This is a genomic window from Alkaliphilus crotonatoxidans, assembly GCF_054658015.1.
In genome coordinates this window covers 986,765-1,003,204 of sequence record NZ_BAAHXS010000006.1, presented here as the reverse complement: position 1 = coordinate 1,003,204, position 16,440 = coordinate 986,765, and the positions used below count along the sequence as shown (strand labels likewise).

General features: G+C 38.2%; 13 protein-coding genes, 1 other RNA gene and 1 other annotated feature. All 14 genes read left to right on the top strand.

The window, feature by feature from the left end:
• The 14 genes from ACYQ1I_RS16835 (at position 1) to ACYQ1I_RS16770 (ending at position 16,271) form a co-directional block, all read left to right on the top strand.
• Entirely contained in the window at positions 1–522 is a 522-nt protein-coding gene (locus ACYQ1I_RS16835) for an adenine phosphoribosyltransferase (RefSeq protein WP_459767382.1), read from the top strand.
• Between the two features lie 61 nt (positions 523–583).
• Positions 584–2,770, top strand: coding sequence for a RelA/SpoT family protein (locus tag ACYQ1I_RS16830; protein ID WP_459767380.1), 2,187 nt, complete (start codon positions 584–586; stop codon positions 2,768–2,770).
• 15 nt (positions 2,771–2,785) lie between these two features.
• A complete protein-coding gene (dtd, locus tag ACYQ1I_RS16825) occupies positions 2,786–3,235 on the top strand; it encodes a D-aminoacyl-tRNA deacylase (protein WP_459767378.1) in 450 nt (149 codons plus the stop codon).
• Between the two features lie 13 nt (positions 3,236–3,248).
• Entirely contained in the window at positions 3,249–3,866 is a 618-nt protein-coding gene (locus ACYQ1I_RS16820) for an MBL fold metallo-hydrolase (RefSeq protein ID WP_459767376.1), read from the top strand.
• Positions 3,867–3,936: 70 nt separating this feature from the next.
• The gene (hemZ, locus tag ACYQ1I_RS16815; protein ID WP_459767374.1) at positions 3,937–5,400 is read left to right on the top strand and encodes a coproporphyrinogen dehydrogenase HemZ; all 1,464 of its coding nucleotides are present in this window, start codon (positions 3,937–3,939) and stop codon (positions 5,398–5,400) included.
• Between the two features lie 768 nt (positions 5,401–6,168).
• On the top strand, positions 6,169–7,599 hold the full coding sequence (gene ltrA, locus ACYQ1I_RS16810; RefSeq protein ID WP_459766577.1) for a group II intron reverse transcriptase/maturase: 1,431 nt from the start codon (positions 6,169–6,171) through the stop codon (positions 7,597–7,599).
• Positions 7,600–7,743: 144 nt separating this feature from the next.
• Positions 7,744–8,121 carry a hypothetical protein gene (locus ACYQ1I_RS16805; RefSeq protein ID WP_459767372.1) on the top strand — a complete coding sequence of 126 codons (378 nt, stop codon included), beginning with the start codon at positions 7,744–7,746 and terminating at the stop codon, positions 8,119–8,121.
• 91 nt (positions 8,122–8,212) lie between these two features.
• Positions 8,213–10,156: an ABC transporter permease gene (locus tag ACYQ1I_RS16800; protein WP_459767370.1), complete on the top strand. Its 1,944-nt coding sequence runs from the start codon at positions 8,213–8,215 to the stop codon at positions 10,154–10,156.
• Position 10,157: 1 nt separating this feature from the next.
• Positions 10,158–10,997 (top strand): ATP-binding cassette domain-containing protein, encoded by an 840-nt coding sequence (locus tag ACYQ1I_RS16795; RefSeq protein WP_459767368.1) that lies wholly within the window; start codon positions 10,158–10,160, stop codon positions 10,995–10,997.
• 1,001 nt (positions 10,998–11,998) lie between these two features.
• Positions 11,999–12,212: a binding site (T-box leader), on the top strand.
• A 66-nt stretch (positions 12,213–12,278) separates the two neighbouring features.
• Entirely contained in the window at positions 12,279–14,051 is a 1,773-nt protein-coding gene (aspS, locus tag ACYQ1I_RS16790; RefSeq protein ID WP_459767366.1) for an aspartate--tRNA ligase, read from the top strand.
• A gap of 318 nt (positions 14,052–14,369) precedes the next feature.
• Complete coding sequence (locus ACYQ1I_RS16785; RefSeq protein WP_459767364.1) at positions 14,370–14,678, top strand: DUF2325 domain-containing protein; 309 nt, start codon at positions 14,370–14,372, stop codon at positions 14,676–14,678.
• Between the two features lie 36 nt (positions 14,679–14,714).
• A non-coding RNA gene (gene ssrS, locus ACYQ1I_RS16780) (6S RNA) lies at positions 14,715–14,892 on the top strand.
• A gap of 138 nt (positions 14,893–15,030) precedes the next feature.
• Positions 15,031–15,783, top strand: a complete 753-nt coding sequence (locus tag ACYQ1I_RS16775; RefSeq protein ID WP_459767362.1) for a tRNA threonylcarbamoyladenosine dehydratase — start codon at positions 15,031–15,033, stop codon at positions 15,781–15,783.
• A 56-nt stretch (positions 15,784–15,839) separates the two neighbouring features.
• Complete coding sequence (locus tag ACYQ1I_RS16770) at positions 15,840–16,271, top strand: SoxR reducing system RseC family protein (protein WP_459767361.1); 432 nt, start codon at positions 15,840–15,842, stop codon at positions 16,269–16,271.
• Positions 16,272–16,440 lie beyond the last annotated feature (169 nt).

Genomic DNA, 16,440 nt, shown 5'->3' with positions numbered 1-16,440 from the left:
ATGGATTTGAAAAAAATAATCAGAGAAGTTCCTGACTTTCCTAAGGAAGGCATAAGCTTTAAGGATATAACCCCTTTGTTGTCAGATCATCGAACCTATCGGTATGTAATTGATCAATTGGTGGAACAATTAAAGGATTTAAAGATAGACTTGGTCGTAGGACCAGAGGCCAGGGGATTTTTGGTGGGAACACCGGTGGCTTATCAATTGGGGGTTGGCTTTGTGCCTGTTAGAAAACCGGGAAAGCTCCCTGCTGAAACGGTAAAATATGAATATGAGCTGGAATACGGAACTGATGCCCTGGAAATTCACAAGGATGCCGTTCAGCCTGGCCAAAGGGTTGCCATATTGGATGATTTATTGGCCACTGGGGGAACTGTTTTGGCTGCTGCCAAGCTGATTGAGGCCCTGGGGGGAGAGGTTGTATCCATGAACTTTTTAATTGAACTGGCCTTTTTAAAGGGAAGGGATAACTTAAAGGATTACCATATTCAATCATTGGTTAAATATGAGGAAGAATAGCGCATCATAATTTTATCAAACATCAAATAGGAATGCTTTAGCTGCGAGAGGGTGATCGAAAATGTTAGAGAACTTAATAGCCATGATAGAAGAGACAAACCCTCAATGTGATGTGGGATTAATCGCCAAGGCCTTTCATTTTGCCGAAAGGGCACACCAGGGTCAATATCGCAAATCGGGTGAGTGTTATTTTATTCATCCTGTAGAAGTGGCCAAAATTTTAATTGAGCTTAGGCTTGACAGCAGTACCATTGCGGCAGCATTACTGCATGATGTTATTGAGGACACGGAATACGGATATGACACCGTCAAGCAAGAGTTTGGCGAAGAAATCGCCCTTCTGGTGGAAGGGGTAACAAAGCTGACCAGGATGTCCTTTGAATCCAAGGAAGAAAGACAGGCTGAGAATTTAAGAAAAATGTTCGTGGCCATGGCAAAGGATATTCGAGTGATTTTGATTAAGCTGGCTGACAGGCTTCATAATATGAGAACCCTGAAGTATCAAACCGATGAAAAGAAAAAAGAAAAGGCCATGGAAACCTTGGAAATTTATGCACCCATTGCCCATCGGTTGGGTATTTCAAGAATCAAGTGGGAGCTGGAGGACCTATGTTTACGGTATATTGATCCGGAGGGCTACTATGAACTGGTCGAAAAGGTTGCAATAAAACGTAAGGATCGTGAGCTGTATATTAATCAGGTCATTCAAGAGCTTCAGCAGAGGTTGAAGGAATTTAGCATTGAAGGGGAAATTTCAGGCAGACCCAAGCATTTTTACAGCATTTATCGAAAAATGACCTACCAGGGAAAATCCTTTGATGAAATTTTTGATTTCCTGGCCGTTCGTGTTATTGTAGAGACAATTAAAGATTGCTATGGTGTTTTGGGTATTGTTCATACCCTGTGGAAGCCCATTCCAGGTCGATTTAAGGACTATATCGCCATGCCCAAGCCCAATATGTACCAGTCCCTTCATACCACTGTGATCGGGCCCAAGGGAGAGCCGGTGGAAATACAGATCAGAACCTTTGAAATGCACCAAATTTCAGAGTATGGGATTGCCGCCCATTGGAAATATAAAGAGGGTCGGGGAACCGACCAGGATAAGATCAGCAGCAAGCTCACCTGGGTCGGACAAATGCTGGAATTGGAAAAGGAGTATAAAGACCCAAAGGAATTTATGGAGTCTTTAAAGATAGACCTCTTTACCAACGAGGTCTTTGTTTTCACGCCTAAGGGTGAGGTAATTAATTTGCCTGCGGGTTCAACCCCTATTGACTTTGCGTATAAAATCCATTCCGATATAGGAAATCGATGTGTTGGCGCAAAGGTCGACGGTAGAATCGTACCATTAGATTATAAGCTAAAAAATGGTAATATTGTTGAAATACTAACTTCATCCAATAGTAATGGGCCCAGTCGGGATTGGCTTAAAATTGTAAAGAGTTCCCAGGCTAAAAATAAAATCAAACAATGGTTTAAGCGGGAGCGAAGGGATGAAAACATTGAAAAGGGAAGGGAGCTTTTGGAAAGGGAGGTTAGACGGCAGGGTCTTTTGCAACAGGAGGCCTTACAGTCAAAGCTGCTAATTTCAATTGGCAGGCGGCTTGGATTAACCAGTGAGGAGGACTTTTATGCCGCCCTTGGCTATGGTGGCATTACCCTTAGTCAGGTTTTACCTAAAATTAAAGAGGTTATTAAAAAGGATGCCATAAAAAGAGAGCCCCAGCCGGAAATTACCGATAAGGAATATATCCCTCAGTCCAGAGCCCCAGAGGAAATAGCTTCCCGTAAAAAGCAGGGTCAGGGTGTTACTGTAAAGGGAATTGACAATATCATGGTTCGTTTTTCCAGGTGCTGTAATCCTGTTCCTGGTGATGAAATCATCGGCTACATTACCAGAGGAAGGGGTGTATCAATCCATAGAAAGGATTGTCCTAATCTGGAGGATAACATTGAATCCACCGATAGGCTCATTGATGTGGATTGGGATACCACTAAGCCCATCAGCTTTCAGGCGGAGATTCAAATTCGAGCCACCGACCGCAAGGGATTGCTCTCGGAAATTACCAGGGTTATTACCGACAGCAAAATTACTGTTAATGCCTTAAATGCCAGAACCAATAAGGAACGTATGGCAGTGTTGAATCTCACCATGGAAATTGATAATATTGAAGAGCTTGATCGAATTATGAAAAAGTTTAGAAATATACAGGGTGTCATTGATGTATATCGTGTCACAACATAGGAAAAGGAGGCCATTATGCGGGCTGTTGTACAACGAATTAATCATGGAAGGGTTATGGTTGATGGTAAGGCCACAGGAACAATAGAGAAGGGATTACTGGTCTATTTAGGTGTTGGTTCAGAGGATTCCCTTCAGGATGTAAAATATATGGCTGAAAAGCTGGTGAATTTACGGATTTTTGAAGATGAACAGGAAAAGATGAACCTGTCATTACTCGACACAAAGGGACAAATGCTGGTGGTTTCCCAATTCACTCTTTATGGAGATTGCCGGAAGGGAAGAAGACCGAATTTTACCGAAGCCGCAAAGCCAGAGATGGCTGACCGACTTTATCAAGAATTTATTAAGGAATGTCAGCTATTAGGAATTGATGTGGAAACCGGGGTGTTTCAAGCCCATATGCAGGTCCATTCCATTAATGACGGCCCGGTAACCATGCTTATTGATAGTAAAAAAGTTTTTTAAGGAGGTAAAGGGCATGTTTTTGCATAAAATACCCGCTGGGGTAATGGAGGTTAATTGTTATCTCATTGGAGATGATTCTTCAGGTAAGGCAGCGGTCATTGATCCTGGCGGTGATGCGGATAAAATCATCTCTGCATTGGATGAAAATGGTTTTGAGTTGGTTTATATTATTCTAACCCATGGTCATGGAGACCATATTGGGGGCGTTGAAGAACTGAGGGAAAAAACAGGCGCACCGGTTTATATCCACAGAGATGATCTAAGTATGATTAAGGATAAAAGAAAAAATTATTCAGCTAGCATGGGCATGGCCGTAGAATTTGAAACTGATCATTTTGTGGCCGATGGGGATCAGCTTCCCCTGGGAGGCTTAAAGCTTGAGATTATCCATACCCCTGGCCATAGCAGAGGTGGTATCTGTATTAAGGCTGATCAGGTGCTGTTTACAGGAGATACGCTTTTTTCCAATTCTATTGGCAGAACTGACCTATACGGTGGTAATCATGAGCAATTGGTTAATTCCATAAAGGAAAAATTAATGATATTAAGTGATGAAATTACTGTTTTTCCTGGACATGGTCCTGCAACTCGAATCGGAATTGAAAGACTGACAAACCCCTATATAAAATAAAGAAAATTCCCTTATCAGGGAATTTTTTATAAAAGATTACGAAAAAGTAATTGATGATAGGAGCCTAAGGATGATTAAGGTTTACTTAACAGGACACAACTATGAATATGAGGTAAAGGAGCTTCTAAAGCTCTTTTATCCTCCAGAGGCAGTGGAATTCGAGCCGGAAGAAAATGCCGAGGATTTTTCAGAAGAAAAGCTGATATCCCAAATCAGCCTTAATCACGATTATGTAAGGGTTCATACCAGCTATTACCTCCGGGGCGAAACCATCTCTCTTCAAGAAACCAGCCAAATTGATGGCCAAAACCTTCAAAGACTGGAAAAAAGGCTGATAAAACGAGGGATTTTTAAGCTGCTGAAGGAAAAAAAGGAGAGCTATTTACCCTGGGGGATTTTAACCGGAATTAGGCCCACCAAAATTGTCCATGAATTGATGGAAAGGGGAGTAGGCCAAGGGGAAATTCTCCAGGAGCTGCAGGAGGAATATTTGATTCATGAGGATAAGGCCCAACTTTTAGTTGACGTAGCCCAAAGGGAGTATCCTTATCTTTACCCTTTAGATGATGGTAAAGTCAGTGTATATATCAGTATTCCCTTTTGTCCCACCCGATGCGTTTATTGCTCCTTTCCTTCTAATCCATTAAAGCAGTGGAGCCATTTGCAGGAGCCCTACGTAGAGGCCCTTTGCCGGGAAATACGAGGTGTAGCGCCTATACTTAAAAGGACTGGTAAGCAAATAGAAACCCTTTATATTGGGGGCGGAACTCCCTCTGTTTTAACAATTGAACAGCTAAAGCAGCTGGATGATTGTATTAAAGAGGCTTTTTTACTGGATACCCTTAAGGAGTTTACCTTTGAGGCAGGACGCCCTGACACCATTGATGCCCCTAAGCTCGAGAAGCTCAGGCAGATGGGTGTTACACGCTTGAGCATCAATCCACAAACCATGAACGACTGTACCTTAAGGGCCATCGGAAGAAACCACTCGGTTGAAGCGTTAAAATCGGCCTATTATTTAGCAAAGGAAATGGGTTTTGAGGAAATTAACATGGATTTAATCATCGGGCTACCTGGCGAAACACCTGAAATGGTACGCCATACCATGGAAGAAATTGAAGCCCTTTCACCTGTAAACCTGACGGTTCACACCCTGGCCTTAAAAAATGCTTCAAAATTAAAGGAAGAAAAGGGTACCTACCGGTTAACCGAAGGTGCAGAAATACTAAAAATGTTAAAAATAACCCAAGATTATGCTGCTGCCATGGGGCTTCAGCCTTATTACATGTACAGGCAAAAACACATGCTGGGCCATTTAGAGAACATAGGTTATTGTAAGCCTGGCTACGAGGGAATATATAACATTAAAATTATGGAGGAAAAGCAAACCATTATCGCCTTTGGAGCAGGAGCCGTATCAAAATTTGTATATCTGGATGAAAATCGCTTGGAGAGGGTGCCTAATGTAAAAAATTTAGAGCAATACCTCAATCGGGTTGAAGAAATGGTTCAAAGGAAAATTAAATATTTGTAGGTCGTTGTTTATTAATTCGAATCAAAGGAGTAGATATAACTATAACAGCGAGTCTTGGTGGTTATATTATTAAGACAACATATACTCAATTTAAAAAGATCATGATGAGAGGACTCATGGTCTTTTATGTGCGACAGGCAGTCGCACATTCATAAAAGAAATTTTATGAAATCTTGAGTATTAAGAACAGCGACGACGATACCAATGATGGTAAGAACGAGTCGGGAGTTTGGAAGCTCAAGAGTTCTCGAAGGTGAGAGTCCTTCCCTAGGAGTGCTGATACAACCTAGGAAGCCTAGTCTAGGGCAATATCGTGAGGTGTTGTCTGAAGGAGACGTGGAAAGTCGTGAGACCCATAGGCGGACTAGCAGACCGAAATGCAGAGGTGTGAAGCACAGGTGGCGGGGTAAACTGACGACTATGCGTAAAAAATGGGAAGTCAATAATTCTAATTCAATGAATCAGCCGAATTAAAATAGTTTATCATGTGAAAGTGCTCGGTATGCTAGGAAGGAAAGTGCGGTGACCCTGTGAGATCTCTATTCAAGCCCGAAAGGGGTAGTGGAATATAAGGTTATGCCGAAGTTTCTACTACGGATAGAGAAGTCAGACAGTTCCATAGTACGGGAGTAGGTATTAGGCCAAACTGATACTGAACGGAAGGGAACTGACCTCAGTGGACCTAACTTTAATCATGTGTAATGATAACGGTAACGCTACGAAAGTAAAAACGAACCGAAAGGACACAAGAAAGGTGAAGGATAATAAATGAATCAAGAATTGAAGCTTAAAATGCATAGTATTTATGGACAGCTATTAGTTGAAAGAAAGCTAATGGAAGCATGGAAACAAGTTAAAGAAAATAAAGGCTGTGGAGGTATTGATGGTGAAACCCTCGAAACCTTCGCTGAAAAAGAAGAGGAGAAGATTAATAAACTCCTAATTACCCTAAAAGAGAAAAGCTACGTACCAAAGCCAGTAAAGAGGGTATATATACCAAAGAAAAATGGTAAGAAAAGACCCTTAGGAATCCCAACCATAGAGGATAGGATTGTACAGCAAAGTGTGGTAAATGTCATAAGTCCCAAGTTTGAGAATGAGATATTTCATAAATGGTCATGTGGATACAGAAAAGGATTAGGTGCAGAAAGAACAATGCAGATAATTCTTTGGAATCTAGAAACAGGATACAACCACATATACGACTGTGATATTAAAGGGTTCTTTGACAACATACCACACAAGAAACTGATGAAGATATTGACAAAATATATAGCTGATGGAACTGTCCTAGATATGATATGGAGATGGCTAAAGGCTGGACATATGGAAGAAGGTAAACTCCATAATACTGAATCTGGCACTCCGCAAGGAGGGGTGATTTCACCAGTACTTGCGAATATATACCTAAATGAACTGGATTGGGAACTAGATAAGGAAAATATCCGTTTTGTAAGGTATGCTGATGATTTTCTTCTGTTTGCTAAAACAGAAGAAGAAATCAAAAGAGCAGGTGCGGTAGCAAATAGGGTAATAAATGATTTAGGATTAGAAGTATCAATGGAGAAAACAAAATTCGTTAATTTCAACGATGAAAATTTTAATTTCCTTGGTTTTACATTTGAGCATTGGAGGAAAAGAAAGAAAAACGAGAGCTCATACTTCATCGTAAGACCTACCGAAGGCTCAATCAAGGACTTCAAAACTAAATTAAAGGATAAAACGAGGAAAAGCTTAACCCTTAGTACTAAAGCATGGCTGGACACCTTAAACCCAATAATAAGGGGTAAGATAAACTACTATTTGAACATATCCAAAGCAGTAAAAGCTAATGAAGAATATGGTCAGAAAAGTAGATGTATTCTACAGGCCTTCAGCAAGGAACTACATGCAGTAGACTCCTATGTTAGACAAAGATTAAGGGTAGCAATGATACACAAAAATCCATGTCAAAGAAAAGGCTGGCTTATGACCTCGAAGTGGAATAATGAGTATTTTGTCAAGATAGGGCTTATACCATCCCACTGGTTATATTACAATAAAATGTGGGGGTATACCCTAGAAATGTACCTAGAGAAAATAACGGCCAAAAATAGAGCAAAATTAGAGAAACAAATCAAGAAATTAAAGGAAAAAGGCCAAGAGTATTATACTCATGACCGAGTTTCCAAGATAAATGCTGTTAAAAACTATGCTTAATTCATTTAAAACACGTTGGTAAGCCGTATGCCTTAGTAGGGCACGTGCGGTTTGATAAGGGGGTAGCTATGCAAATAGTTACCCTACTTTATTAAATGGTGCATCATTTGGTAAAGAACAAATAATTTTATGGAGGTATGTCATATGAAAAAGAATAAGTTACTAAAATTTTTAGTTCTGAGCATTGTACTATTAAGCTTTACTATTAGTGCAAATGCTGCTACTGCTACTGTTTACCTGAGAACTGATCAATCCTCAGCTTCTTCAAGCATCATTGGGCTTAGTAATAAGGCAGATTATTATGCAGCTAATTCGCCCAATTCATTATTTAGCGTCTATGCTAATGCTTATCGTGCTTATCCCGGTAAAGGTTGGCAACAAGTTGCAGAATCACTAATGTCTACAGGATCTAGTGCCTCAGGGTCATTAACGGGTACAGAAGGAGCAAATTGGTACTTAGAACTTAACCCTTGGGGTTGGGGTTTAATAGGTTGTGAAGCTGTTGGTACCATTAGCTATTAAATAATAATCTCTATTTTTAAAATATGCTATTAGATGGTAAGAGATTTACCATCTAATAGCATTCATAAATACAGATAAAAGGGGATTTGCAATGCTTACCTTAGTTAAAAATAACTTAAAGCTATTTTTTAAAAACAAGTATTTATTATCAGGATTTATTATTTTTTTTATTATAATAAATGCGTATTTAATCGAAGGGCTTTATAAGCTTTCGATTCATAGAGATGCTTTTTATTACCTGCAGGTCAGTCAAAAATTAAGTATGGTTTACTTTATCTTCTTTATATTTATATCCTATGAGTATCTGGTGAAAAGTAAAAATGATTTTATATTAGAAAGCCTTTCAATTACGGATAATGGCAAGCTTACATTGTATTTTTCCAAATTCGTGGTATTATTGGCAATTATGGTGACCATGACCCTGAACATAATGTTATATAATTACATTTCTTATATTGCAATGCATGTACAAGCATTATCCTTTGCCTATCATATATTCTTAAATAATATCCTAAATATCTTTCTAGTATCTTTTTTGGGCAGCTGTATCGGAACAATGGTCTCCCTATATCTAAAGAGGTTCCAGGCATATCTTTTAATGATATTATCCGGAATTTTAATCAGTCCAATTTTTGAATTCGTACCATTTGTTCTCTTCATGGGTTTTGGAAAAAATATATATCCCTTCAGAGAAGTATTTAACATTTTACCACCAAATTTAAATTGGGTCGAAGAAGCACTCTACGGTCTGTCTATAGAAGCTTATAGATGGAACTTGGTGGTATTTTGGATATGTCTATTAAGCTCAGCTATATTATTAAAATTAAAAACTAAAAAACATAAACTCCAGAGTCTCGTGTGTATGTTATTGGTTATGGTTTCTGTTGTAAATTTCTATCTATATACAAATCCCGGCAGTATAGTAAAGAAGGATTATAATCCAAAGGGGTATACGCCCTTTGATGAATTATACTATACAAATGATGTCCAAAAAGAAGAGAAGGTTGATTTTAGCATAACAGCCTACAATATGAAGTTGGTTATAGATAGGCAATTGCATAATGATGTAAAGATTCAGTTAAATGAAAAAGAACCTTTAGAAAGTTACAAATTTACATTATATAGGAACTTTGAAGTAAAAAGCATATTGAATAAAGAAAATAAAAATATGGAATATAAAAGAGATGGAGATTATTTAGAAATATTTAACCCGACTTCTGAGAAGCTGGAGGAGATTAGAATTATCTATAGTGGTTATAGTCCAGTATTCTATAGTAATTCTCAGGGGGTTTTACTGCCAGGAAGCTTCCCCTATTATCCAATGGAAGGCTATAAACGGTTATATATTAAAGAGCAGACAGTATTTATTCCGATAATAAGGGATGATGAGGTGGATTTTGAGGTTGATGTAAAGTCTAAGCTTAATCTCTATTCTAATTTAAATAAGGATGGAAATTATTTTTCCGGTAAAGCACAGGCAATTACTATGGTTGGTGGTTTTGTAGAGGAGGAGAAGGTAGGCGATGTTACCTTATATGGACTAATACTGAGTGAGATGGATAAAGCTAATCTATTAAAAATAGATGATTTGCTAAAACCCTATAAACATTTAGTATCGGGGATTGATACGCTTAACATCACTGATAAAAAGATATTTCAAGCACCGCATACATTCAGCTCCAGAGTATTAGAAAATGGACTAATTAGCTTTAATGACCATGTTTTTGTATATAGCCTAGATGAAAAAACTTTAATTTACACTTTAATGCAGTCTATTATCCCTCAAGACTATAATAAATCAAAAATAAAAACTGTATTGTTGGATTATATCATCGATAAGGATAGATTTCTCAATATACCGAAGGAACAACTAGAAAATTTTAAGCCTTATGAATTTCACAATTTGTTTCTAAAAAAAATAGATGAATTGGGGGAAGATTATGTGATTCAGGCTACCTTTAGCTATTTAAAGGACAAAAATGATGGAAGAGATTCAATTACCTTTATTGAAAACTTAAATTCTGGGGGGCATTAAAATGTTAGAAGTAATAAATTTAGATAAGGCCTTTAAGAAAAAAGAAGTATTAAAAAATGTTTCCATAAGCCTTAAGCCTGGAGTTTATGGGTTGTTAGGTTCAAACGGGGCAGGAAAAACAACCTTAATAAGGTGTTTAGTAAAACTTTATCATATTACCAAAGGGCAGATAAAGTACAATGGTGTTGACGTTATAAATAATAACTTATTTACAGAAAATGTTGGCTATTTGCCTCAGAAATTCGGCTTGTTTAAAGAATTGACCGTTTATGACAATCTTCAATATTTCGGAGTATTGAAAAAGATACCAAAAGGCTTGATTGAGACCAGTATAAAAGCAAGTTTAGAAATTGTAAACCTAAAGGACAGGATTAATGACAGAGTTTCGACCTTATCTGGAGGTATGATAAGAAGGTTGGGAATCGCTCAGGCGATTTTGGGAGAGCCTGAAATTATCATTTTTGATGAGCCAACAGCTGGTCTGGACCCGGAGGAAAGACTAAGATTTAAAAACATCCTATCTACAATTAAGGAAAATAAAATAATTATAATTTCAACTCATATAGTGGAGGATGTTGAAGCCTGCTGTGACGGATTGATAATTATGAATGAAGGGGCCATATTAAAAGAAGGAAGTTGCGGAGAGATTATATCCATGGCAGAGGGAAAAGTTTTTGAGGTGAAGGAAGGAACTCATATCAACTCAAGCTGCCATATTCAAAAATCCTACTTAAAAAATGGAGAGAGGTTTTTACGAATACTATCCAGTAAATCAGTAGGGGATAAACGGTTGGAACCCACCATAGAGGATGGGTATATGTGCATAATGAAGGGTATTTAGCTCATGAATATACGACTAATATATCTATCTTTTAAAAATTTAAAGGTTTATTATTTCATCCCTTTATTTATATTATATATTTTCTTACCTGTTTTAAATATTGGTATGGTATCTATGTCAGGCAGTATAGAAAATTCCTACATCTTGATATTCAGAGAAGCGGAAAAATATATACCGCTTCTATCCTTCTGGTGGATTACACTAATATTCAAAGAATATATATCAGGAGACGGAAATGAAGTTCTCTATTGTATTGATAGCTCAGGAAAGGTGAAGCTCACTCAAATCCTCCTAATATTTCTTTGGTACATTATACATGTTGGGGTTCTATTTCTAGGCTATTGTGTATTTTGGGACAATGTGTTTTGGGAATTTATTAAGACCGTTATACAATGCTTCTTTTTTGTTTCATTAGGTTACATGCTTATGTATATTTTAGAATCGCCTATAATTAGCTTTATGCTCTTATTAATTTATGAATTATTGGCAATCTTTATAAATTCCGAGATAGCTACTTATATTAGTATTTTTGAAAATGGCAACAGGATAACTATTGATTCCATAGCTAATAAATATCTAGGGATTCTTTTGATATCAATTGTATTACTCTTAGTTGGTGTATATAGAAATAAGAGGTTCTATTATTGAGTTTGTTGAAATTGTCAAGAAAAGCGTACACCCAAGAAACTAGAAAAAATTTTTATTCCTTTGTCGGGGCCCATCTTTCAGCATGCTTTTACCCATTGTGTAAAAGGCGGTTTTGCCGTTTATCTTTACTTGAGACAATCGGTAAAGCATGCTAGGCTCCTTATGCCGACAAATGAAATATTTTTAATTGGTGATACTTGTACTTGTTGTGGTAATGAATCATGTGTTGATGACGATATAATAACAAGTTTATTAAAAGAGGATTTTTTATGAGTACAGTATTAAGGGAATTTTTAATTTAATCCGTTGACAAGAAAATTAAAAAGCCTTATAATATTACCAATTCCATATTGACAATTACGATTGATTCAGGAGGAGTAGATAGGTTACCCGTGGCAGCGAGTCGAGGAGGGTGAAAGCTCGATACGAAGGAACATATTGAAGACACCTGATGAGTAGATTACCTGTCCTATAGATTGCCAGGGAATCCGTGAACCTGCGTTAAGGTATTAAGTGGGATTTTATCCAATTAGGGTGGCACCGCGGGAACAAGCTCTCGTCCCTTTACAGGGATTGGGAGTTTTTTTAATGTAAAAATATTGATAAATATAAATTGAAAGGGAGGTAACTAAATTGGAAAAAAACAAGCTAAAAAGAAGCTATATGGCTGGAAACTTGAGGAAGGAACATGTCGATGAAGAAGTAACTTTAATGGGCTGGGTACAAAAACGCCGGGACCTGGGCGGACTTATTTTTGTCGATTTAAGGGACCGTACAGGGTTGGCTCAGGTAGTTTTTGATATAGATATTTCAAAGGAAGCCTTTGAAAAGGCAGGAAAATTGGGTTCGGAATATGTCATTGCCGTAAAGGGCAGGGTAAAGCCCCGACAATCGATTAACCCCAATCTTCCCACAGGGGAAATTGAGGTTTTTGCAGAAAAGCTGGAGATCCTTAATAGCGCAGAAACGCCCCCCATTTATATCAGGGACGATGACGAGGTTTCAGAAAATCTAAGGCTTAAATACCGTTATCTTGATTTAAGAAAGCCAGGTATGCAAAAAAACCTGATTATAAGACATCAAACTGCCATCACGGTTAGAAATTTTTTAAATCGGGAAGGGTTCTTAGAAATTGAAACCCCAGTTTTAACCAAAACGACCCCAGAAGGGGCCAGGGACTATTTAGTACCCAGTCGAGTTAATCCCGGTAAATTTTTTGCCCTTCCCCAGTCTCCCCAGCTATTTAAGCAGCTTTTGATGGTTTCAGGAATGGATCGTTATTTTCAAATCGTCAAATGCTTTAGAGATGAAGATTTACGGGCTGATCGCCAGCCGGAATTCACCCAGATTGACTGTGAAATGTCCTTTGTCGATATAGATGATGTGATAGAAATTAATGAAAGACTTATTCAAGAGGTATTTCATCAAGTAATTAATGTAGATATTCCCTTGCCCATTCCAAGGATCACCTACCAGGAGGCAATGGAACGCTTTGGGTCAGACAAGCCGGACATTCGCTTTGGCTTTGAATTGGTGAATGTATCTTCAATTGTGAAGGATTTAGAATTTAAGGTTTTTACTTCAGCAATTGAAAATGGAGGCTCTGTCAGGCTGATAAATGTGAAGGGGCACGCTGAAGCCTTTAGCCGCAAAGATATTACCTCTCTTGAGGAATATGTCAAGACCTATGGAGCAAAGGGCCTCGCTTGGATTAAGGTAACAGAAGAAGGGGTTTCATCACCTATTGCAAAATTCTTCGATGAAGCTGCCACCGCAGCATTATTAAAGACAGCCCAGGCGACACCTGGGGATTTACTGCTTTTCGTTGCCGATAAAGACTCTATTGTCTTGGATTCCTTGGGACACCTGAGGGTTGAGGTGGCAAAGCGCCTGGGAATTTTAAATAAAGAGGAATATCGAGCCCTGTGGGTGACAGAGTTTCCGCAATTTGAATTTGATGAACAGGAAAATCGCTATGTTGCAAAGCATCACCCCTTTACTGCCCCCATGGATGAAGATCGTCACCTGCTGTTGACTGAGCCCCAAAAAGTAAGGGCAAAGGCCTACGATTTGGTCATTAATGGGTACGAGGTTGGGGGAGGTAGTATACGAATTCATTCCTCCCAGCTTCAGCAGGATATGTTTAAGGCATTGGGCTTTAGTGAAGAAGAGGCCTGGGAAAAATTTGGCTTCTTATTAGAGGCCTTCAAATATGGTACACCACCCCATGGTGGAATTGCCTTTGGCCTAGACAGGTTGGTTATGCTATTAACTAAGGAAGACAATATCAGACAGGTTATTGCCTTCCCTAAGACACAAAATGCTACTTGCCCGTTAACCAATGCTCCTTCTGTGGCAGAGGAGAAACAGCTTAAGGAATTAAGTATTGCTGCCCTACTGGAATAGATGAAGGTGCTTCGAAACAGGTTAAAAACTGCTTCGAAGCACTTTTTTTCAACCCTCAAAATGGCTGGCGGCTAAAACCTTCTTTAATAATAAAGAAAGAAACAAATAAAATCAAAAAAAGAAATAAAAATAAAAATATTTTAGATTAGTTAGAGAAAAACAGGGTATAGTAATTAAAGTTATCAGAATATTTCATCTAACCAAAAAATTGATATTGACAACGTATAAGATTCCATATATAATATTGATAATAATAATCATTTTCATAAATAGAATTTTGGTAAATAGAAATCAGTTGTAATTTAGGGGGTATTAATTATGAAGGCATTAATTGTAGGGGCAGATCGTTTGGGGAATATACCAGAAACCTTAGTCAGTCATGGCATTAAAGATTACATACATTGGACAGGCAGGAAAAAGGGAATGAGAAGGCTGGAAATTCCCAATGAGGTAGACATGATTATTGTTTTTTATGACTTTATCGAGCATAATATTACCGAAATTGTAAAACAAAAAGCCAAGCAAAACAATATTCCATGTATTTTTTCCCGAAGGGCCTGTAGTGATTTAAGCAAAAGATTAAATGATTGTAGAGAATGTAAGATTTGCACCATTTCCAATAATTAAGTTTGAAAAAATACAAAAGATATGATATTATACTATTAAATCCTGCTGTGTGCGTAGACTCGACATAGTTTTGACCAACACTATATAAACGGGAATCTGGCGTTTGTTGTTGGAAGAAAGGCCCCCATTGAGGGGAATTCTGAATACAGCAACAGGATACCCACCTGCGAGGCAGGTCTCAAAACAATCGATAAAACGGCACAGCGGGGAACCAAGTAAAAGCTTCTGATTGCAGAAGTTTTTTTGTTTGTTTTTGATTGAATTAAGAATGGATTTATTTTTAGATAAGGTTGACAGAGATTAGCTTTTTCGTTACTATTAATTTTAGCGTCATATTAAAAGGAGGATTAGGATGGCATTACATGCTTTTTCAAGAAGTGAGCTTTTGCTTGGCCCGGAGGGGTTGGAAAAATTGCAAAAAAGCAAAGTGGCTATTTTTGGTATTGGCGGGGTAGGAACCTTTGCTGTAGAGGCCTTGGCCAGAACGGGAATTGGTCACTTTGTTCTGATAGATGATGATGATATATGCTTAACTAATATTAATCGACAGCTCCATGCCACCAGAAAGACCGTAGGAAGAGCGAAGGTTGAAGTAATGAGGGAGCGAATTTTGGAAATTAACCCAAAGGCCCAGGTGACGATCCATCAGGAGCTTTATAACAGCCAGAGTGCAGAAAGGCTTCTTCTTGAAGATTACGATTATGTTATTGATGCGATTGATATGGTTACGGCAAAGCTGGATTTAATTGAAAGAAGCAAGAAAATGGGGCTGAAGATTATTAGCAGTATGGGAGCAGGAAACAAGCTTGATCCCACCCGGTTTGAAGTGACAGACATACACAAAACCTCCATATGCCCCCTGGCAAAGGTGATTCGTAAGGAATTGAAGAAGCGAGGTATAAAGGATGTAAAGGTGGTTTATTCTAAAGAACCGCCCATCACCCCTAAGGTCATTGACAGTGATTGTAAAAGCCATTGTATTTGTCCTAATAAGGATCGAACCTGTACAGTAAGGCACCAAATCCCGGGAAGCGTTGCCTTTGTACCGTCGGTGGTAGGGCTAATTATGGCTGGAGAGGTCGTGAGGGATTTAATAAGTGATTAAAACCATGGTTATTGGTGTAATGATAAAATAGAAGGATAAAAAAGGAGGTCATGGCCATGAAACAATGTGGTGTTGTTACAGGAATAGACGGTAATTATGCCAAGGTTGTGATGCAGCGTCATTCCAGCTGCGGTAACTGTAATGCCTGTAAAATGGGACAAAGTAATGAACAGCTGGAAATAAGGGTTTTAAATGAACTGAATGCCAAGGTAGGTGAGCGGGTATCGGTAGATATGAATGATACCGATGTATTGACAGCGGCCTTTCTTGTTTACGTAATTCCCTTGCTTACCTTACTGGTCAGTATATTTATTGCCAATGGGGTCTTACATGCCATGGGGGTGGAAGCCTATCGGGATATCTATTTGGCCGCTACTGGTTTTATTATGACGGCCCTTTCCTTTTTATTGTTGAAGAAACGAGAGGGAAAGCTTAAAAATAACCAAAGGTTTATCCCGGTTATTGAAGAAATATTAAAGAAAGAATAACGCTTGGAAAATTTGTCTCAGGCCTTATTTCGTCATTTAAAGGGTACTAGGGGGTTAATGATTGGAAGCAATGATTAACCTCTATTTTTATCAAAAAAGGAAAATATTAAGAAATAATTAAGATCGTGCTTAAGCTATTGACCTCTGCCAGGTGAAAAATATAAAATAA